This is a genomic window from Ruegeria sp. CDSA236, assembly GCF_059611285.1.
On record NZ_JBXWPG010000008.1, the window covers coordinates 86,059 to 104,128 of the forward strand.

At 57.7% G+C, this 18,070-nt stretch carries 19 protein-coding genes; 9 read left to right on the forward strand and 10 right to left on the reverse strand.

Annotation, left to right across the window (positions count from 1 at the left end):
• The first annotated feature begins 24 nt into the window (after window positions 1-24).
• On the forward strand, window positions 25-1,476 hold the full coding sequence (locus AC2FLB_RS13815) for an aldehyde dehydrogenase family protein (protein WP_496709445.1): 1,452 nt from the start codon (window positions 25-27) through the stop codon (window positions 1,474-1,476).
• Window positions 1,477-1,479: 3 nt separating this feature from the next.
• Here the strand turns inward: AC2FLB_RS13815 and pncB are convergent, their stop codons facing one another.
• Window positions 1,480-2,772: a nicotinate phosphoribosyltransferase gene (gene pncB / locus AC2FLB_RS13820; RefSeq protein ID WP_282022090.1), complete on the reverse strand. Its 1,293-nt coding sequence runs from the start codon at window positions 2,770-2,772 to the stop codon at window positions 1,480-1,482.
• Window positions 2,773-2,937: 165 nt separating this feature from the next.
• On the opposite strand from pncB, the gene AC2FLB_RS13825 reads away from it, so the two are divergent.
• Window positions 2,938-3,471 carry a hypothetical protein gene (locus AC2FLB_RS13825; protein ID WP_281973310.1) on the forward strand — a complete coding sequence of 178 codons (534 nt, stop codon included), beginning with the start codon at window positions 2,938-2,940 and terminating at the stop codon, window positions 3,469-3,471.
• Here the strand turns inward: AC2FLB_RS13825 and pncA are convergent.
• The gene (pncA, locus tag AC2FLB_RS13830) at window positions 3,468-4,061 is read right to left on the reverse strand and encodes a bifunctional nicotinamidase/pyrazinamidase (protein WP_496692778.1); all 594 of its coding nucleotides are present in this window, start codon (window positions 4,059-4,061) and stop codon (window positions 3,468-3,470) included. The genes AC2FLB_RS13825 and pncA overlap by 4 nt on opposite strands.
• A 96-nt stretch (window positions 4,062-4,157) precedes the next feature.
• Between pncA and trhO the strand changes: the two genes are divergently transcribed.
• Together trhO and AC2FLB_RS13840 are read left to right on the forward strand one after the other, a co-directional pair.
• Entirely contained in the window at window positions 4,158-5,063 is a 906-nt protein-coding gene (gene trhO / locus AC2FLB_RS13835) for an oxygen-dependent tRNA uridine(34) hydroxylase TrhO (protein ID WP_271952363.1), read from the forward strand.
• Between the two features lie 73 nt (window positions 5,064-5,136).
• Window positions 5,137-5,640 (forward strand): potassium channel family protein, encoded by a 504-nt coding sequence (locus tag AC2FLB_RS13840; protein ID WP_281973307.1) that lies wholly within the window; start codon window positions 5,137-5,139, stop codon window positions 5,638-5,640.
• Window positions 5,641-5,653: 13 nt separating this feature from the next.
• On the opposite strand, the gene AC2FLB_RS13845 is transcribed toward AC2FLB_RS13840, so the two are convergent.
• A complete protein-coding gene (locus AC2FLB_RS13845; protein WP_496709446.1) occupies window positions 5,654-5,983 on the reverse strand; it encodes a hypothetical protein in 330 nt (109 codons plus the stop codon).
• 166 nt (window positions 5,984-6,149) lie between these two features.
• Between AC2FLB_RS13845 and betB the strand changes: the two genes are divergently transcribed.
• Window positions 6,150-7,604 (forward strand): betaine-aldehyde dehydrogenase, encoded by a 1,455-nt coding sequence (gene betB / locus AC2FLB_RS13850; protein ID WP_281995702.1) that lies wholly within the window; start codon window positions 6,150-6,152, stop codon window positions 7,602-7,604.
• 122 nt (window positions 7,605-7,726) lie between these two features.
• On the opposite strand, the gene AC2FLB_RS13855 is transcribed toward betB, so the two are convergent.
• Genes AC2FLB_RS13855 through AC2FLB_RS13875 form a run of 5 tightly spaced genes read right to left on the reverse strand, consistent with a single transcriptional unit; the run spans window position 7,727 to window position 12,360 of the window.
• Window positions 7,727-9,862: a hypothetical protein gene (locus tag AC2FLB_RS13855; RefSeq protein ID WP_496709447.1), complete on the reverse strand. Its 2,136-nt coding sequence runs from the start codon at window positions 9,860-9,862 to the stop codon at window positions 7,727-7,729.
• Window positions 9,859-10,728 carry a flagellar motor stator protein MotA gene (gene motA / locus AC2FLB_RS13860; protein WP_496678419.1) on the reverse strand — a complete coding sequence of 290 codons (870 nt, stop codon included), beginning with the start codon at window positions 10,726-10,728 and terminating at the stop codon, window positions 9,859-9,861. Before motA ends, AC2FLB_RS13855 begins: the two co-directional genes overlap by 4 nt.
• Before the next feature lie 46 nt (window positions 10,729-10,774).
• Window positions 10,775-11,350 (reverse strand): MotE family protein, encoded by a 576-nt coding sequence (locus AC2FLB_RS13865; RefSeq protein WP_496692775.1) that lies wholly within the window; start codon window positions 11,348-11,350, stop codon window positions 10,775-10,777.
• Window positions 11,347-11,853, reverse strand: coding sequence for a hypothetical protein (locus AC2FLB_RS13870; RefSeq protein WP_496692774.1), 507 nt, complete (start codon window positions 11,851-11,853; stop codon window positions 11,347-11,349). Before AC2FLB_RS13870 ends, AC2FLB_RS13865 begins: the two co-directional genes overlap by 4 nt.
• 9 nt (window positions 11,854-11,862) lie before the next feature.
• Window positions 11,863-12,360, reverse strand: coding sequence for a flagellar basal body-associated FliL family protein (locus AC2FLB_RS13875; protein ID WP_496692773.1), 498 nt, complete (start codon window positions 12,358-12,360; stop codon window positions 11,863-11,865).
• A gap of 119 nt (window positions 12,361-12,479) precedes the next feature.
• Between AC2FLB_RS13875 and fliF the strand changes: the two genes are divergently transcribed.
• Genes fliF through fliP form a run of 4 tightly spaced genes read left to right on the forward strand, consistent with a single transcriptional unit; the run spans window position 12,480 to window position 15,670 of the window.
• The gene (gene fliF / locus AC2FLB_RS13880; protein ID WP_496709448.1) at window positions 12,480-14,066 is read left to right on the forward strand and encodes a flagellar basal-body MS-ring/collar protein FliF; all 1,587 of its coding nucleotides are present in this window, start codon (window positions 12,480-12,482) and stop codon (window positions 14,064-14,066) included.
• On the forward strand, window positions 14,066-14,662 hold the full coding sequence (locus AC2FLB_RS13885) for a FliH/SctL family protein (RefSeq protein WP_496709449.1): 597 nt from the start codon (window positions 14,066-14,068) through the stop codon (window positions 14,660-14,662). Before fliF ends, AC2FLB_RS13885 begins: the two co-directional genes overlap by 1 nt.
• Window positions 14,655-14,942, forward strand: a complete 288-nt coding sequence (locus AC2FLB_RS13890) for a FliM/FliN family flagellar motor switch protein (RefSeq protein ID WP_142638642.1) — start codon at window positions 14,655-14,657, stop codon at window positions 14,940-14,942. Before AC2FLB_RS13885 ends, AC2FLB_RS13890 begins: the two co-directional genes overlap by 8 nt.
• Entirely contained in the window at window positions 14,942-15,670 is a 729-nt protein-coding gene (gene fliP, locus AC2FLB_RS13895; RefSeq protein ID WP_496709450.1) for a flagellar type III secretion system pore protein FliP, read from the forward strand. The genes AC2FLB_RS13890 and fliP overlap by 1 nt, the downstream gene beginning before the upstream one ends.
• Before the next feature lie 4 nt (window positions 15,671-15,674).
• Here the strand turns inward: fliP and AC2FLB_RS13900 are convergent, their stop codons facing one another.
• Both AC2FLB_RS13900 and AC2FLB_RS13905 read right to left on the reverse strand, forming a co-directional pair.
• Window positions 15,675-17,126 (reverse strand): sensor histidine kinase, encoded by a 1,452-nt coding sequence (locus tag AC2FLB_RS13900; RefSeq protein ID WP_496692769.1) that lies wholly within the window; start codon window positions 17,124-17,126, stop codon window positions 15,675-15,677.
• A complete protein-coding gene (locus AC2FLB_RS13905; RefSeq protein WP_282022099.1) occupies window positions 17,123-17,860 on the reverse strand; it encodes a response regulator transcription factor in 738 nt (245 codons plus the stop codon). Before AC2FLB_RS13905 ends, AC2FLB_RS13900 begins: the two co-directional genes overlap by 4 nt.
• Window positions 17,861-18,070: the final 210 nt, after the last annotated feature.

Sequence of the window (18,070 nt, forward strand, 5' to 3'; positions counted from 1 at the left end):
GTTAGAGACGAAATGGAGCCTGACATGACCAATCCCCTGTGGTTCGATCCCAGCTTGTGCCTGATTGGCGGCGCGTGGCAGCGGCCTGCGTCTCAGGCCGATTTGCCGCTGATCAACCCGTCGGACGGGTCCGAGCTATGTCGGATCGCGCGCGGGGATGCTGATGACATCGATGCTGCGGTGAACGCGGCGCAAAAGGCGCTGGATGGGGACTGGGGCCGCAAAACCGCACTGGAGAGGGGCCGCATTCTGACCCGATTGGGCCAGATGGTGCTGGAACGTGTCGATGATCTGGCTGCGTTGGAGGCGATGGATGTCGGCAAACCCCTGACACAGGCGCGCGCCGATGCGGTGGCACTGGCGCGGTATTGTGAGTTTTACGGAGGCGCGGCGGATAAGGTGATGGGCGAAACGATCCCTTATCTGGATGGCTATACCGTCTATACCCTGCGTGAACCGCATGGTGTGACGGGCCACATTGTGCCGTGGAATTATCCTATGCAGATCATCGGCCGCTCTGTCGGGGCGGCTTTGGCGATGGGCAATGCCTGTGTGCTGAAGCCAGCGGAAGAGGCCTGTTTGACCGCGCTTGCCTTTGCCCATCTGGCGCAGCAGGCCGGGTTGCCGGCGGGCGCTTTGAACGTGGTTCCGGGGCTGGGGGCCGAGGCCGGGGCGGCGCTGTCGGCGCATCCGGGGATTCAGCATGTATCCTTCACCGGCTCCGTTGCCACCGGCGCGTTGGTGCAACAGGCCGCTGGGCATAACGTGGTGCCAGTGACGCTGGAGCTGGGCGGGAAATCCCCGCAGCTGGTGTTCGACGATGCAGATCTGGATGCGGCCCTGCCGTTTCTGGTGAATGCGGGCGTTCAGAACGCAGGGCAGACCTGTTCGGCCTCCTCCCGCGTTCTGGTGCAACGCGCAGTGTATGAGCAGGTCAAATCCCGCATGGCCTCGGCCTATTCCGAGTTGACCGTTGGGCCCGCGTCCGAAGATTTGCGCCTGGGGCCCCTGATTTCAGCACGTCAGAAGGACATCGTGACCGGATTTATCGACAAAGGCGCAGATCTGAATATCGTGGGCCAGGGGCCGATTGTTGGTCACGCACCCGAGACTGGCGCCTATGTGCAACCGACCCTGTTTGCCGACGTACCCGCTGATCATGTTTTGGCACAGGATGAGATTTTCGGCCCAGTCCAAGTGCTGATCCCCTTTGAGACCGAGGAAGAGGCCCTGCAGATCGCCAACTCCACCGATTACGGGCTGGTTGCCAGCATTTGGACACGCGATGGCGCGCGGCAGATGCGGCTGGCGAAGAAGTTGCGGTCGGGGCAGGTGTTTATCAACAATTACGGCGCTGGCGGCGGTGTGGAGCTGCCCTTTGGCGGTGTCGGGAAATCCGGCCATGGTCGCGAAAAAGGGTTCGAAGCGCTGTACGGGTTCTCACAGGTGAAAACGGTAGCTGCGTTCCATGGTTAGGGCCTAAACGATGACCTCGATTGGCTGTTGCACGCCGACGCCGAAGACACGTTTGTAGCGCTCGATCTGATCTGCCGGACCCATCGCTTTTTCCGGGTTGTCCGACAGTTTGACCGTCGGGCGACCATTGGCCGAAACCGCCTTGCAGACCAACGAGAAGGGTGCCAGCGCGTCATCGGGAACCAGCCCTCTGAAATCATTGGTCAGCAGCGTGCCCCAGCCGAAGGATACTTTGGTGCGGCCCGCAAACTGACTATGCAGTTCGCGGATTTTGTCGACATCCAGACCGTCAGAAAAGATCACGCGTTTCTGTTTGGGATCCTCACCGCGCGATTGCCACCATTTGATCGCAGTTTCTGCACCGGTTGCCGGATCACCGCTGTCGATTCTGATGCCGGTCCATCCCGCCAACCAATCTGGCGCGTCGTCCAGAAAACCCTTGGTGCCATAGGTGTCAGGCAGGATGATCCGTAGGTTGCCGTCATGTTCCTCGTGCCAATCGCTAAGCACGTCATAGGGTGCCTGCGCCAGTTTCTCATCAGTATCAGCCAGCGCAGAGTAAACCATGGGCAACTCGTGGGCATTGGTGCCGATGGCCTCGACCTCGCGCCGCATGGCGATCAGGCAGTTCGAGGTGCCGGTAAATGCAGGGCCCAGACCTTCGATCATGGCTTGGACGCACCAGTCCTGCCATAGAAAGGAATGCCGCCGTCTGGTGCCGAAATCGGCGATGCCCAGCCCCTGAATCCCTCGTAGATGTTCGATTTTCTCCCATACACGGGTCATCGCACGAGCATAGAGAATTTGTAGCTCGAACCGCCGCATCGCATTCAGCACCGAGCGGGATCGCAGCTCCATCAGGACTGCCAATGCGGGAATTTCCCACAGCATGACCTCGTGCCATTTGCCTTCAAAGGTCAATTCGTACTGATCACCTTTGCGTTCAAGGTGATAGGGCGGCAGTCGCAGGTTCTCGAACCACCCCATGAAATCCGAACGGAACATCTGACGTTTGCCATAAAAGGTATTGCCGCGCAGCCAAGTGCTTTCCCCCCGGCTCAGGCTGAGTGACCGAATGTGGTCCAGCTGTTCGCGCAGCTCCCCCTCATCAATCAATTCAGCCAATGGAATGTGATTCGACCGGTTAATTAGTGAAAACACCACATCCGTTTGGGGCTTATTTCGAAACACTGACTGGCACATCAGCAGTTTGTAGAAGTCTGTGTCGATTAAAGACCGGACAATCGGGTCAATCTTCCATTTGTGATTGTATACTCGCGTCGCAATATCGACCATTGGGAACTCCTGCGATTTCCGTTGTTAGATCAATAGGTGCGTGGAATGGCAAGAGTCGCTAAATTGATGACAATGACAAGGTCAAGTCACAATGCGAGCATATTGTGGGGTCTTTTCACCGGTTAGTGGAAAGAGGGGGATGGATAGTCGAGGTTTAGTTAGTGAATGGTTCTCGAGTACGACTTTGATATTGTAACGATCGCTTCGGGGGAAAACGATCCGGAGGCGACCCCGTCAGGGGCGCAAAACGGACGCAAAGTGCGTGCACTGTTTCGGAATGTGAAAACAGCCGATGCATTGCGGGCAGCGTCACCCAAAATACGCAAAATTTTTCATGATGCCGGTTTTGGTCTGGATTCGACGCGCAGCGAGATTACCCATGGATATTACCGTCCACAGGATACGGCGGACAGGGATCGCATTCTGCGAGCCTTGTTTCACAATATCCGGACGACGGGGGTCAAAGGCGAATATTGCGGCGAGTTTGATTTCCTGAAGTTCATGAACGATGTAAAAGCCGCCAAGCCGCGCGCCGGGTTGCCCAAAGAGGTTCCGATGTGGAAACCCAGGCCACAGCAGGCGGAATCGGCCGGACCAAATCGCCGAACTGTACCAGGCCGGGTTGGGTTTGCTTTGGGGTTGGCGGTGATTATCTTTGCGCTGCTCAAGTATCTGGCGGCTGCGGGGGCAACCCCTTAAATCAGCCGAACGCCTGCGTCTTTCATCGCGGTCTCTGCAGAGGCCAATGACCCATCCAGGTTAATTGCCCTGCAGGCTCTCATCTGAACTGACACGTCGAAACCCAGCCGCGCTGCGTCAACCGCAGAGTAGTAGACGCAGAAATCCGTGGCCAGCCCGACGAGTGTCAGTCTCTCGATTTCACGGGTGCGCAGATACCCTTCCAACCCGGTGGGCGTGGTCTGGTCGTTCTCAAAGAACGCCGAATAGCTATCGATGTTGCTGCGGAACCCTTTGCGCAGGATCAGATCGCCATCCGTACGCAGGTTCGCATGAAATGCTGCCCCATTTGTTCCCTGCACGCAGTGATCTGGCCACAAAACCTGAGGCCCATAAGGCATCTCGGTCATGTCATAGGGATTTTTGCCCGCATGGCTGCTGGCAAAGGACGAATGCCCCGCAGGGTGCCAGTCTTGAGTCAGGATCACCGTGTCAAAATCTGGCATCATCGCGTTGATCGGAGCCACGATCTCATCCCCGCCGGGAACCGCCAACGCACCGCCGGGACAGAAATCGTTCTGAACATCGATCACAATAAGGGCATGGGTCATGGGGACCTCCTTGGGTTGCGTTATCGGTAGTGGGCGCGACAAGGGGCGTCAATCCGGTCTCTTGCGACTCTGTCCGCGCGGGTTTAGACCGCGCGCATGTATACGATCGCTGCTCTCTATCATTTCACCCGGTTCGCCAACCACGAAGCCCTTCGTGCGCCCTTGCTTGAGCTGTGCCGCGCGCAATCGGTCAAGGGGACGCTCTTGCTGGCACAGGAAGGGATCAATGGCACTATTGCCGGACCCCGCGCTGGCATTGACGCGGTTCTGGCCCATATCCGTGCGCTGCCCGGCTGTGCTGATCTGGAGTGGAAAGAGGCCACGTCTGACCAACCGCCATTTGGCAAGATCAAGGTACGCCTGAAAAAAGAGATCGTGACCATGGGCCAACCGGATATCGATCCGCGCGCCCGTGTCGGCAATTATGTCGAGCCCGAAGACTGGAATGATCTGATCCGCTCGGATGATGTGGTGGTGATCGACACCCGAAATGATTACGAGGTGGCAATCGGTACGTTTGAGGGCGCGTTAGACCCTGAAACAAGCAGTTTTCGTGAATTCCCCACCTGGTGGGAAGAAAACAAGGACCGGTTCCACAATAAGCGTGTGGCGATGTTTTGCACGGGTGGCATCCGGTGTGAGAAATCCACCAATTACCTGTTGGGTCAGGGGGTCGAGGATGTCTATCACCTGAAAGGTGGCATCTTGCGATACCTCGAGGAAATGCCCGTCGAGAACAGCACCTGGCAGGGCGAATGCTTTGTGTTCGACAACCGCGTATCTGTTGGGCATGGGCTGGTCGAAGGGCCGCACAACCTGTGCCATGGCTGCCGTCGCCCGATCCTGCCAGAGGATGTGAAACGTGCCGAATACGAACACGGCGTGTCCTGCCATCAATGCATAGAGGAAACCTCTGAGGTCGACAAAACCCGGTTCCGGGAACGTCAAAAACAGATCCTGCTGGCACGTCAGCGGGGACAGGAGCATCTGGGCGCAGACTGATTTGCTGAAATCTGGTTGCCACGCAGGACAGTCCACCGGATAATCCCGGAGATTTCAGCGCGCTGGAGGTTCCATGTCCCGAAAACCCACGACTTTGGAAGAATGGAAATCAACGCTGCTGGCGGCAGCCGCAATGGTGGTTGCCAGTTTCCTCGCATGGTTCGGTCTGTCCCGTCTGAGCGAGGGCACCGCAGGTGACACGATCGGTACGATCGCCTCTGTGGGGCTGGTTGTGTGGATGGTGTCTCAATCCTGGTTCTATATGACTCAGGTGAAATCACCGCGCCGCATTCTGTTTTTGATGGGTGTGTCCTTTATTCAGGTCGTTCCGTTCCTGTTCGCCGCTGCCTATGGCGCATTCGGGTACCAGGATAACTGCGTCATCGGGGCGCAAGGGCCCGCTGATATCCTGTATTTTTCTTATGTTACATTCACCACCGTTGGGTACGGCGATATGTCCCCAACCGGGCTGTGCCGCGCCCTGGCCGTGGCCGAGGCGGTGACCGGCTATATCCTACTGGGCCTGTTCGTCGCGGCGGCGGTGGCGTTGTATGCCCGCAATCATAGTCCGGATTAGGCTCTGATTTCGTCTATTTGTTTTGATCTATCCAACGCGACATCTTCTGTTTGTCGCGAAAGCACTCCGACGGGATTGGGCGGCGTTTGCTGCGCGAGATACGTTCGGCAAAGGTAACCTGCTTGCCGGTCGGGTAATTTGCAAATGGCGAGGGATCATCAGGTTTGTGTTTGGAAATCCAGGCAGACATGGACTGACGGTCGCGCTGCGCCTCGACCGGAATCTCAAGAGCAGTTTGCTCCGCGATGGCGCGGGCATAGCGTATCTGCCGATCGGTGGCGGGCAGCAGGTGATAGTCGTTTGTCGGGCCGTGCGGGGCGGTGTTTCGCAATGAATGGGCCATCGGTTGATCCTCTGACTATGTAGAACATAAATAGAACATTAACCGAAAATTTCAAGCCGTGGCCTGTTGGAATTGGCAGGAAATCGCTCTGGATCAGTTTTATTGACTGCTGAGTCAATAAAATATAAACGCGGAGGAAACAGCTTCTGATCAGGGAATCCCCACAATGAGATTTCAGCCCAAGGCGAGCCATTTCATCAACGGTGAATATGTCGACGACACGACCGGAGCACCCATAGACGTGATCTACCCCGCAACAGGGGAAGTGATCGCACGGCTGCATTCTGCTACTCCGCAGATCATAGATCAGGCTCTAAACAGTGCAAAATCGGCACAGGCAGACTGGGCCGCGATGTCTGGGACCGAAAGGGGCCGTGTTCTGCGCCGCGCCGCGGACATCATGCGCGAACGCAATCGTGATCTGTCGATCATCGAAACCCACGATACTGGAAAACCGCTGCAGGAAACGTTGGTTGCCGACGCTACTAGCGGAGCCGATGCGTTGGAGTATTTCGGAGGTCTGGCGGCCTCGCTGACCGGCGAACATATCCCGCTGGGTGGTGGGGATTTCGTCTATACGATCCGTGAGGCGCTTGGGGTTTGCGTCGGAATCGGCGCGTGGAACTATCCAACCCAGATTGCCTGCTGGAAAGGCGCGCCGGCTTTGGCCTGCGGCAACACGATGGTATTCAAGCCTTCCGAGACCACGCCCTTGTCTGCTCTGCAAGTGGCCGAAATCCTGGTCGAGGCCGGGGCACCAAAGGGTGTCTATAACGTAATTCAGGGTTATGGCGATGTGGGCGCATCACTTGTGACGGACCCCCGTGTTGCCAAGGTCTCGCTGACCGGATCGGTACCGACAGGGCGCAAGGTTTATGCCGCAGCAGCCGATGGCATGAAGCATGTCACGATGGAACTAGGCGGCAAGTCCCCCATGATCGTGTTCGACGATGCAGATATCGAAAACGCCGTGTCTGGCGCCATTTTGGGGAATTTCTACTCCTCGGGTCAGGTCTGTTCCAACGGCACCCGCGTTTTTGTACACAAAGGCATCAAAGAAGCCTTCCTCGATCGCCTGTCCCAGCGTCTGGCGAATGTGAAAATCGGCGACCCGATGGATGAAGAGGTTAATTTCGGTCCGATGGTTAGCGAAAACCAGATGAATATCGCTCTGGGTTATGTTGAAAAAGGCAAGGCAGAAGGTGCGCGTTTGGTCTATGGCGGTGCGCGTATCGAAGGCGACGGGTTCTACATTCAGCCCGCCGTCTTTGCCGATGTGACCGATGACATGGCCATCGCGCGCGAGGAAATCTTCGGCCCGGTTATGTCAGTGTTGGATTTCGAAACCGAGGAAGAGGTGATGGCCCGCGCCAATAACACCGAATTCGGTCTGGCAGCCGGTGTGTTCACCAAAGATCTGACCCGAGCCCATCGTATCGTGGCCGCGTTCGAGGCGGGCACCTGCTATATCAACACCTACAACCTCGCACCGGTTGAAGCCCCGTTTGGCGGGTCAAAAATGTCTGGGGTCGGGCGGGAAAACTCGAAATTGGCAATCAATCATTTCAGCGAGATGAAAACGGTCTATGTCTCGATGAATGACGTCGAGGCGCCTTACTGACTAAATCCACCAATTCAGGCTCTGTTCATGGGGTTTTCCCTCGGGAACAGGGCATTGGATGCCGCGGTTCGTCAGGAGATCAGCCCTGACTAAGTGGCCACCCTGAGTTTTTCCCAGACGTTTCAGTCCGCCCTCACAAGTGCGAGAAGCTGAGCGATGTTCTCTCGGGCGTTGGCCGTGTTTTCAAGCAGGGCAGTTGCATCCGCCAATGGTCGTTCTTCAATCCTGGTTACAGGTTCTGCCAATGCCAGAGTCGCCCGCCTGACCTGTCCGAATTTTTGGTCGACCTCAGGCTGCGGGACGTCTTCCATATCAGAAAGCCAGAACAATCTTTCTGCTTCGTTCACCCTGTCAAACTGCAACAATACCCGCCCTGCATTTTCAAACTCACCTATATCCAGATCCGCCTGCGCCCGCAGTGACATGGCCTTGTCCGAGGGGTCATCCCCTAACTCCAGCAAGGCTTTGTGTGGCTGGCCGGACAACAATGCCGCCTGCGCGCGCAAAAGGGCTCGGTCCTTTCGCCTGATAGTGTCCTGAGGTCGGTTGGACCAAAATAGCGTTGGACGGGCAAACCCCAGCGATGCCAACCTTTCGGCAATGGAGATTGCGGTTTCGGTTTTCAGCGATTGTGCCATCGGTTCGGGCAGGTTGAAGATGCGCCGCAAAAAAGTATCGTCGTCGGCGCGCGCAGTCAGTACTTGAACGGCCCGGTCCAGCGTTTCAGCTGAATTCGGAATATCTTCTAACAGATCAAAAGACTGGTCGAACTCTTGGCCCAAACTCAGCGCCAGCGCATATGTCCGTTGCATAAGTGGGCCGATCTCAGATCGGCGCAATTCGACCGTGTAAGATGCGGCAAGTTCGAGCTCCCGGGCGGAGGCTGACCCGCGTTCCGCCCACCGCTGTTCAATCAGTCGCGCCAGCGCCAGAGGCGCTTCGAGCCCCGCTTCCGAGCTGCCCACCACGTCTTTCAGCAAGGTTTCGGATTTTTCCTGATTACCTTCGGCCTTTGCAACACCGGCCTCGGCCTGAATCGCGCCGGGGCTGGGTTTGGTTTCGATGCGATCAACAGCCCGCAAGACGCGCCGCGCGGCTTCAAGTTTTTGGGCTGCAACGAAAATGTCGGACAGCATAGGTCCGACTTGCCGACGCAGATGATCCGGTAGTCGCGCAAAGGATTGTTCCATAACCCTTATCTGGGCATCCTCCGCAAGCTTACCCTCGGTCAGAGCGGCCCAGATTGCGGCGTCACTTTCGCAACACTGTAGGTCGCGGAATGGATTTGACCCTTTCAGTGGCCGGTCGTCCAGAACAGCGGCAATCGCAGAAATCCGGTTCGTTTCCGGCGTCTCTTCACCCATCCAGCCAAGGCTGCGAACCGCCTCGGCACCGAAGCCGAAATACGCATAGAGCTTGGCAAGCTTCATGGCCCGTTCTTTGTCAACGCGATCGAACTCCTGAAACAGGCCAGTGCGCAGCTCTGCCACTTGTTCGGGGAACAGGCGCCCATCGGACCAGCTGTCAAAGCCTAGCTCGGCGTTGGAAATGCAGGCTGGTTTCTTTTCCAGTTGTGGAATGGATGGTCCCAGCAAGCCATCCAGATCGTCCAGTACCGACGTAACTGCGATGTTCAGGTCCATACGCGGTTGCATGTCGAGCGATTGATTGCCATTCGAGTTCCTGGGCCCAATCTGAGATAGTTCAAGATCAACCAGATCTCGGTCAGCGCCCTGCAACAATCGCGTCGATAGCTGGTCCTCAAATACCTGCGCATTGAGATTCAAAAGCGGCAATACCAGAGGATCAAGCGCCTGTGGCCCGGGCAGCGGGGCGTTTACCACAGCGGCTTTGGGCAGCGTTGGGGGTGGAATGTCGCTGCTGATCGGTGGAAGGGCTGCCCCCGGCGCAATATCCACAACGATCATCGTGTTTTGATGCAGAAATGCGGTGGCAAAGCAGTCGCAGCCGAATTCCATCTCTAACGCATCACCCGGGTTGGTCTGTGAGATCGCAGACAGACGGTTCTGCGACAGCCGCTGAAACACTGCCCCGGTCTGAAATTCGGCATCAAAAAGCGCTATGTCGAGTCTTGCGCCATTCTTCGTTTGCTTCAGACCCCATTCCGTACCCGGGGGCACCTGCACAACAAGACGCGTATATCCGTCATGCTCGCCCGATCGCACAGAAATGTCGCGCGCGCCAGCCTGTCCAGCGGCCGTAAGCGCCGCTGAAACCATTAGGGCGTATCGGATCATGCCGCTGCCTGCTTTAGCTCTTTCAAGGCCTCTTCAAGTTCTGAGAAACCCGGCCTGTTATGGGTGGGAGTGTTCTGCCGTCCGACTTCGATGCACATGGCAGGGTTGTGGTTGTGCAGGTTGGCAACCAGAACCTCTTTGATCAACTGATAGAAATGATTGTCTTCTTCCACCACGGATTTGAGTTTTCCTGCAAATGGGCCGACCAGCCCATAAGCCAGAAAGACCCCCAGGAACGTCCCGACCAAAGCGCCACCGATCAGCTTTCCCAACACTTCTGGGGGTTGATCAATCGATCCCATCGTTTTGATAACGCCCAGAACTGCCGCAACAATTCCAAGTGCGGGCAGGCCGTCAGCAACAGTCTGTAGCGCGTGGCTAGAGTGCATGGCGTGGTGAAAATTCGCCTCCATCCGCTTTTCCAGCACCTCTTCGACCTGGTGGGGATCGTCATAATTCAAAGAGGCAGCCCGCATTGTGTCGCAGATCAAGTCGACGGCTTCTTTGTCGGCCTGAATTTTCGGATAAGTCGAAAACAGAGGCGAGTTTTCGGGGTCTTCAATATGTTGTTCAACCTCGACCGGGTTGGCCTTGGCGATACGGATCAGCGAAAACAACAGGCACAGCAGGTCACGGTAGTCATCTGGTTTCCATTTAGGACCTTTGAATACTTTTGCCATATCCTTGATCGTGTGCTTCACGGCGCTCAGGTCATTGCTGATCATAAATGCGCCGACCGCGGCGCCACCGATCATCATCATCTCGAACGGCAGGGATTTCATGATGATGGTCATTTTCCCGCCAGCCGCCAAATAGCCGCCGAACACCATGACGAAAATAACGACAATTCCGACAATTCCGATCATAAGAGGTCTCCGGCGAATTCCGATGCAGGGTTGAAAATCATGGGGGCTACTCCTGCGGAGCCGAAGCGTTTCGCCCGGCCATAATCACGCTGATTGTATAGGCAGCCTCGGGGTTCAGGCCTGCCAAAACACCGGCTGCGGCATCGGGCGGCATCCGTGACAGGAATCCGGCGGCAAAGGTCGGGTCCATCGTTTCAAACAGGGCGGCCGCATCTTTCGGCTTCATGTTCTGATAGACATCCGTCAGGCGCGTAAGGTCTGTCTCAGCCGCTTTTTCTGCAATGGCCAGCGTCTCACGCAGCGCCTCTTCTGCCTGCTGCAGGGCGGCCAGGCGGGTCTCGATGGCCTCATCGGCAATGGCCAGCGCCTTTTCCCGATCAATGGCTGTGGCTTCGCGTTTTTTCAACGCTTCTTCGCGCCGCAGCAATTCGGTCAGCAGTATCCGGGCTCCGGGCAGCTCTGCTGGGGTCTCTTTCGGTTTTGCTTCTGCCTGCTCGGCCCCTTTTGCCAGGGCTGGTGCAGCCTCAAACCCCAGCCGAATCGCGGCTGACCCAAGCATCAACAGTGAAATAACTGTCAGGACACCGCTTCTTGGTCGTTTCTCTTCAATGTGTCCGCTCATGTCGCGGCCTCTCCGCTATTGCGGTCGTGGCGGAAAAACATCAGCCCGCCCGGGCGTTTTTCCTGAGTGTCCTCAAATTTGGACGCCGTAGGATCCTCTGGCTTTTCCACCGCCTCGATTGGAACCTCTTCAGGCACAGGATCCGTCGTTGGTTCCTCGGCCTTGGGTTCTTGCGGCTTGGGATCTTCAACCTTGATGTCATTGGCGGGTTCTTCGGCCGGAATGACATCATGCATCGAAGCCATCATCAGTTCGAGCCGCTGAGCAACCGATTCCGCCCTTTGGGTCAGTGCCTCAAGTACAAGGCCCGACTGGTCCGAAGCAGTTCGTGCCGAATCAAGCGATTTCTTCAACTCATCCGCCTGAGATGACAGGACAGCGACCGCGCCACCGACACCTTGTTCCAGATTAGTGAACCGCTTTAACCGACGGGACAGCACGAAACAGTAAAGACCCGCACCCAGCGCACCTGCGACCAGCAAAATATCTGCAATCAGCTCCATCTCGGCCTCCTAATTCAATACGAATTCCATCACGAGGACATCGCGCACGCGCCCTTCCCCGACGACGATTTCAATGCGGCGCAAAAGGTGACCGCGGATGCGCATCAGTGCGAGCGAATCCTCCAGATCCGACACTTCGACCGCCCGCAGATACCCGTTCAGAACATCCATGATTCGCGGCTTCATCTTCTCGACATCCGAGGCGTAGCTGCTGTTCACCTCAAGCTGGGCATGGAATTTCAGGTGCCGCGAATCGCCGGCATTGACCGAGACGATCACCGCCGGCAGGTCGATAAAACCAACCTCAGGCAGGGCTTTAACCTCGGTCCCTTTGTCTTTTTCCTTGGCGTCTTCCGCGGCTGGTTGCCCGCCAAATGGCAGTAGCCCCGAAGTGGTCAGGAAATACCCGCCCGCAGCCCCGGCAACGGCCAGAATCACCCCAATGACCAATCCTTTTTTCCCCGATTTTTCCGGGGCTTCTGCCTGTTCTGCAGTCGCGTCAGTCATGACGTCCTCATTCATTCAGTCTGGGGATGTCATAACCCGGCAGGGACTAACCGATTGTTAAGGGCAATCGTCCAAACAGGGGGTGCGCCGGGCAGAATGTCGGTGAGTCGGAGGTGAGCGTGCAGCAGATCGGAACTGTCTGGGCAAGTTTGGACAGGCGAAAGCAAATCATTGTCGCCGGTGCAGTCGTGCTGGTGTTTTTGGGGGTCCTAGCGATGTCGCGGTTGGCGACGGCGCCGTCGATGACCCTACTCTATGCCGGGCTGGAAAGCGGCGCGGCGGGGGATATCGTTCGATCACTGGATCAGCGCGGCGTACAGTATGAGATTCGGGGCGGTTCGATTTACGTGCCCGGCTCGCAGCGGGACGAATTGCGCATGACTCTGGCCAGCGAAGGCCTGCCTGCGAACGGAAACCGCGGGTATGAGCTTTTGGATTCACTCAGCGGGTTTGGCACCACCTCGCAAATGTTCGATGCGGCCTATTGGCGTGCGAAAGAGGGTGAGCTTGCGCGCACGATTGTCGGCAGCCCTCATATAAGCCAGGCGCGCGTGCATATTGCCAACGGGTCGACGAATCCGTTTCAGCGCAGCGTCGCGCCGACGGCGTCGGTCTATCTGGTGTCCTCGGGTGCGGATATCACTTCGGATCAGGCCAAGGCGATCCGGTTTCTGGTCTCTTCCGCCGTCAGTGGCCTCGCACCCGAGAATGTGGCGGTGATTGATTCCAATGGTGCGGTCATTGGCGCAAAAGAGACTGCGGTGGCAGCAGATACCGCGGATGACAAGTCGCGCCAGCTGCGCGAACGGGTCCTGCGTCTGATTGAGGCCCGAGTGGGGGCCGGAAATGCAGTCGTTGAGGTCAGTGTTGATACGGTCACCAAAACCGAATCCATCCGCGAAAGGCGCTTTGATCCTAAGGGACGCGTGGCCATCAGCACCGATGTCGAGGAACGGTCTGACAGCGCCCGGAACCAATCGTCCGACGTCACGGTGGCGTCGAACCTGCCCGATGGGGATGGCGCGGGCGGGGACGCAACCAATTCAAATGCCACACAGACGCGGGAGCGGGTCAACTATGAAGTATCCGAGACTGAGTTAGAGGTTCATACCGCACCCGGGGCGATCAAGCGTCTGACCGTTGCGGTTCTGGTAAATGGAACGCGCTCGGTTGATGCCTCGGGTGCAGAAAGCTTTGCGCCATTGCCCCAGACCGAGCTTGACGCATTGGGAGAGCTTGTGGCCTCGGCCGTTGGGTTCGATGCCGAACGTGGCGACGTCATCACCCTGAAATCGCTGGATCTGCCCGCAGTAGAGCCTGGCGGAACTGTGGTTTCGTCTTCGATCTGGCAGCAGGTTCATTTTGACGCGATGTCACTGGTCCAAATGGCCGTTCTGGCGATCGTGATGCTGGTTCTGGGATTGTTCGTGATCCGCCCGATCCTGATGAAACCGGCCCTTGCCCCCGCCCTTTTGCCGGCGGGAACACCGCCAGAGCCCGAGGCGGTTCTGACCGGTGAGATCGCGACCGAAGAGGGCGGGCAATTCGCCGCCATTCCGGGATACGCCCCAGCAGACGTGCCGGTATTGGCGGCAAATCCAGGCGCTGATCCGGTTGATCGGCTGCGTGCCATGATCGGCGACAAGCAGGAGGAAACCGTGGAAATTCTGCGCAGCTGGCTTGAAGAAAGTGAGGAGCGTGCGTGATGTCGATAGCTCATCTTCTTGAGGATTTCACTGTACAGGCAGGCGGCGGCAAAGTTCATTTACTGGACGAAGAGGCGCTGGAGGAACAGCGGCTTGGTGCCTTCGAACACGGCTATAGCGCCGGATGGGACGATGCCCTTCAGGCCCAGGAACAGGGTCGTGGAAAGGTATCAGACAACCTTGCCCGCGCGCTCGAGGATATGTCCTTTACTTATCATGAGGCAACGAGCCGGATGACAATGTCGTTGGAGCCCATGTTCCAAAGCCTGGTCAATCTGGTGTTGCCGGACACCCTGGATCGGGGGCAGGCCCCGCGGCTGGTCGAACAGCTTACCGAAATGGCCCGGGAACAGATTGGTCAGCCGATGCAGGTCTTTGTGCCTTCGGGTTTCGCGGATGCGGTCGAGGGGCTGTTGCCCCCTGAATTGGCCACCCCGACACGGGTTGTCGAGGACCCGTCTCTGGTGCCTGGTCAGGCGCGTCTGCAGGTTGGTACCTCGCAGCGAGAGGTGGATAGCAGCGCCTTGCTAGAGACAATCCGTTCAGCATTTGACGCTTACGTGTATGAGGCAAAAGAGGCATTGAACAATGAGTGACCCGCAATCCCCCAAACCCGAAAAAGCCAGCCCGTTTGATACCGTTCCGATCGAGGTAACCGTGTCAGTCGGCCGCGCCCGCCCGCTCATCCGCGATCTGCTGAGTATGGGTGAAAACGCTGTTCTTACCCTGGACAAGCGGATCGAAGACCCTGTGGACCTCTATGTTGGCGACCAACTCGTGGCGCGTGGTCTGCTGGAAGAGATGGAGGGTGATCAGGCCGGGCAACTGGCCGTGCGCCTAACCGAAATCGCGGATCTGCAGAACGGGATCGGGTAATGCGTTTCCTGTTTTGGGTGGCGGTGCTGCTGACGCTGACGCCGTCTCTGGCCGCCGCGCAAGAGGTGTCGCTGTCACTGGGCGAAGGCGGGTCGATTTCCGCGCGCACCATTCAGTTGATTTTGCTTATTACCGTGCTCAGCCTCGCGCCTGGGCTGGCGATCATGATCACCTGTTTCCCGTTACTGATCACCGTTCTGGCCATCTTGCGGCAAGGGATCGGATTGCAGCAATCCCCCCCCAACATGCTGATCGTCAGCCTCGCACTGTTTCTGACCTATTTCATCATGGAGCCTGTCTTTTCGGAGGCCTGGACCACAGGTATTCGCCCCATGGTCGAAGAAACGATGGAGGTCGAACCAGCGTTGGAGCGCGCGTTGCAGCCGTTTCGTGCCTTTATGGCAGGGCGAGTTGATCCCGATACCTTCCATGCCATGGCGGCCCTACGCCCTGGGGGTGATACGGTGTCCCTGTCGGCGGAGGCTCCTTTGTCGATCCTGATGCCGTCTTTCATGCTATCTGAGATCGCGCGGGCCTTTCAGATCGGGTTTCTGATCTTCCTGCCGTTTCTGATCATTGATCTTGTGGTGGCCGCTGTGCTGATGTCGATGGGGATGATGATGGTTCCGCCTGCAACAGTGTCGCTGCCGTTCAAACTAGCCTTCTTTGTCATTGCCGACGGCTGGTCGCTGATCGCAAGCGCGCTGGTGCGTAGCTATATGACATGAATCGTCACTGCCTGGTGATCTGCAGACGTGCGCGCAGGCCTTGCTCTCCGGCTTCGAAGCTGAGGGTGCCGCCATGCTGTTCCGCGATTGTCGCCGCGATTGTCAGACCCAGACCAAACCCATCCGAAGACCCGGTGTTTGACCCGCGCCGGAACGGGGCCATCAGGGCTTCGATATCCGAGACGGACAGATCGGCCCCTTTGTCCTCGACGGTGATGGTTGCAATTTTGGCATCGGTTTCCAGCTGAACCTCGGCATGGCGACCATATTTCAGCGCATTGTCGATCAGGTTGGTCAGGGCGCGCTTCAGCGAAATTGGCCTGCCGACGACCAGCATTCTCCGGGTCTCGGGCAGGGATCCATGCCCTCGGCGCGACATGAAAACGGAGGTGCCCCCCTGAACCGCCACCGGGGTCAGCTTTTTCAGGGTCACCGGCAGATCCATATCCTGATAATCCGCCACCAAGGCTTCGACCAGCGATGTCAGTGAAATCTGGCGCGGTTCTTCGATGCTCAGCTCGGACCTTGTGTAGGTCAGAACGCTTTCGATCATGCCGGTCATCTGATCGACATCGGCCTCAAGCTTTTCGCGCAGCTCTACATCCGGGATCAAAGCGGCACGCAACCGGACGCGGGTGGCCGGGGTGCCCAGATCGTGGCTGACACCCGACAAGACAGTGGCGCGCTTTTCCAGCTGCATGCGCTCGGCGTCCAGATGCTCGTTCACGGCCGAGACGATGTCGCGCAACTCGGCCGGGCCATCGGCCTCATAGCTGTTCGGCCCGCCCCGTCTTTTGCGGTCGCGCAAGGCAGTAGAGAAGCGGGTGAAACTGTCCGATACATTGCCGACCGAGGTAAGGATCACCGCCAGCGCGACAATGGCGACCAGAATCGTGGGCAGACGCAAGTCGGTTGGGGCTGCACGGCATCCCCAGATATCTGTCCCGTCCACCTGTTGCCATGCGCCGCGCCCATAGCGGGCGATCAGTATGGGTTCGCTGCAATAGGTCGCCAAAAGCCGGGTCAGGTTGCCCATTTTCTCTGGGCCGGTCTGGTCGATGCCGGAGAGGATGTCGGACACTGGGTAAACCAGCCGGTCTGACATCACAGCCAGCGTCAGCTCTCGGCCCGAAACCGGTGCCGAGCTGTCGGTCAGGATCGACAGGTTGGTGACAAAGCTGCGATCCGAAAACCCGGGGAGTTGTTCGAACTGCCCGGCGTCCGCCAGGCTGGCGGATTTGGGTGGCAATGGAGTAATGGTGATGCCCGGCGGTGGGGATTTACCGATGCGCAAATCCTCATAGACCGCGAACCCGGCAACATAGGCGCGTGTCTGGAATTCCTGCCATGCGCGGGCCGAGGCGAACCAAAGGCCTGCTGCCAGCAACCCCGAGGTAAAAGCGGCGCAGGTCCAGATCCAGCCCAGGCTGCGCAGGCGAGTGGCGCGGACGGTCATGCGGTTTCGTCCACAGAGACCTCTGCGGCAAAGATATAGCCCACACCGCGTTCGGTCTTCAGCATTTGCGGGTCTTTGGGGTTGGCCTCGATCTTGGATCGCAGCCGCCCGACCAGCATGTCGATGGCGCGCCCCTGGCCTTCGCTCTTGTCAGTAGCGCCTGTTACATCCAGGGCCGCGGCGATTTCATCCCGGGTCAGGGGAATATGCGGGTTGGCCAGAAAAACCTTTAGCATTGCTGTTTCTCGCTGGGACAGGGATACCAGATATCCGTCCGGCGAATGCACTTCGTCGCGCTTGCCGTCATAGAGCCAGCCGTCAAACCTAAAGGAGCGGGTGCGGCGGCGATAGGCAAGCGAAGGTGTACGACGCGCCCGTTGCATGACGGCGCGAACGCGAGCCAGCATCAGTTGCGGATTAAAAGGCTTGGCGATGTAATCGTCGGCGCCTACCTCATACCCGGCCATGCGTTGATGATCGGCGGACAAGGCCGAGACCAGAATGATCGGCACGTCCTGTTCGGCCCGCAGCCGGGCACAGATATCAACGCCGTTTTCATCCCCCAGCATCACATCCAATAGAATCAGGTCGATCCGACCCGACTTGAGATGGGCGCGGATTTCGCTTTCGGAACTGGCGGGCAGCGCAATGAAGCCATTCTGTTGCAGGAACTGGGTCATCATCGACCGCATTTCAGGGTCGTCATCCACCACCAACAGCCGCGGAATGCTCACAGTGTTCTTCCTCCTGTTCTCTGGCCCCAAACTTCGTCCATTGTAACGAACGGAAACAGATTCAATGCTAACGTAACACGCTGTAACAAAAGCGGTGAAAATTTGCGCCTTTCCCGGGTATTGGCCCGGATTAAGCGTTGTCAGACTCAGATAGGGGCACAGTATTGCGGCATTGCCATTTTGACTGGCACCGAATTCTCAGGGAGGAGA

What these genes read in the sequence shown, in the direction of transcription:
- AC2FLB_RS13840 (WP_281973307.1), top strand. Translation starts at nt 5,137, where the DNA reads ATGTCCCGAAAACCCACGACTTTGGAAGAATGGAAATCAACGCTGCTG.
- motA (WP_496678419.1), bottom strand. Translation starts at nt 10,728, where the DNA reads ATGATCGGAATTGTCGGAATTGTCGTTATTTTCGTCATGGTGTTCGGC.
- pncB (WP_282022090.1), bottom strand. Translation starts at nt 2,772, where the DNA reads ATGGTCGATATTGCGACGCGAGTATACAATCACAAATGGAAGATTGAC.
- AC2FLB_RS13825 (WP_281973310.1), top strand. Translation starts at nt 2,938, where the DNA reads ATGGTTCTCGAGTACGACTTTGATATTGTAACGATCGCTTCGGGGGAA.
- AC2FLB_RS13815 (WP_496709445.1), top strand. Translation starts at nt 25, where the DNA reads ATGACCAATCCCCTGTGGTTCGATCCCAGCTTGTGCCTGATTGGCGGC.
- AC2FLB_RS13890 (WP_142638642.1), top strand. Translation starts at nt 14,655, where the DNA reads ATGAGTGACCCGCAATCCCCCAAACCCGAAAAAGCCAGCCCGTTTGAT.
- pncA (WP_496692778.1), bottom strand. Translation starts at nt 4,061, where the DNA reads ATGACCCATGCCCTTATTGTGATCGATGTTCAGAACGATTTCTGTCCC.
- AC2FLB_RS13885 (WP_496709449.1), top strand. Translation starts at nt 14,066, where the DNA reads ATGTCGATAGCTCATCTTCTTGAGGATTTCACTGTACAGGCAGGCGGC.
- fliP (WP_496709450.1), top strand. Translation starts at nt 14,942, where the DNA reads ATGCGTTTCCTGTTTTGGGTGGCGGTGCTGCTGACGCTGACGCCGTCT.
- AC2FLB_RS13865 (WP_496692775.1), bottom strand. Translation starts at nt 11,350, where the DNA reads ATGAGCGGACACATTGAAGAGAAACGACCAAGAAGCGGTGTCCTGACA.
- AC2FLB_RS13900 (WP_496692769.1), bottom strand. Translation starts at nt 17,126, where the DNA reads ATGACCGTCCGCGCCACTCGCCTGCGCAGCCTGGGCTGGATCTGGACC.
- AC2FLB_RS13870 (WP_496692774.1), bottom strand. Translation starts at nt 11,853, where the DNA reads ATGGAGCTGATTGCAGATATTTTGCTGGTCGCAGGTGCGCTGGGTGCG.
- betB (WP_281995702.1), top strand. Translation starts at nt 6,150, where the DNA reads ATGAGATTTCAGCCCAAGGCGAGCCATTTCATCAACGGTGAATATGTC.
- AC2FLB_RS13845 (WP_496709446.1), bottom strand. Translation starts at nt 5,983, where the DNA reads ATGGCCCATTCATTGCGAAACACCGCCCCGCACGGCCCGACAAACGAC.
- AC2FLB_RS13875 (WP_496692773.1), bottom strand. Translation starts at nt 12,360, where the DNA reads ATGACTGACGCGACTGCAGAACAGGCAGAAGCCCCGGAAAAATCGGGG.
- trhO (WP_271952363.1), top strand. Translation starts at nt 4,158, where the DNA reads ATGTATACGATCGCTGCTCTCTATCATTTCACCCGGTTCGCCAACCAC.
- AC2FLB_RS13855 (WP_496709447.1), bottom strand. Translation starts at nt 9,862, where the DNA reads ATGATCCGATACGCCCTAATGGTTTCAGCGGCGCTTACGGCCGCTGGA.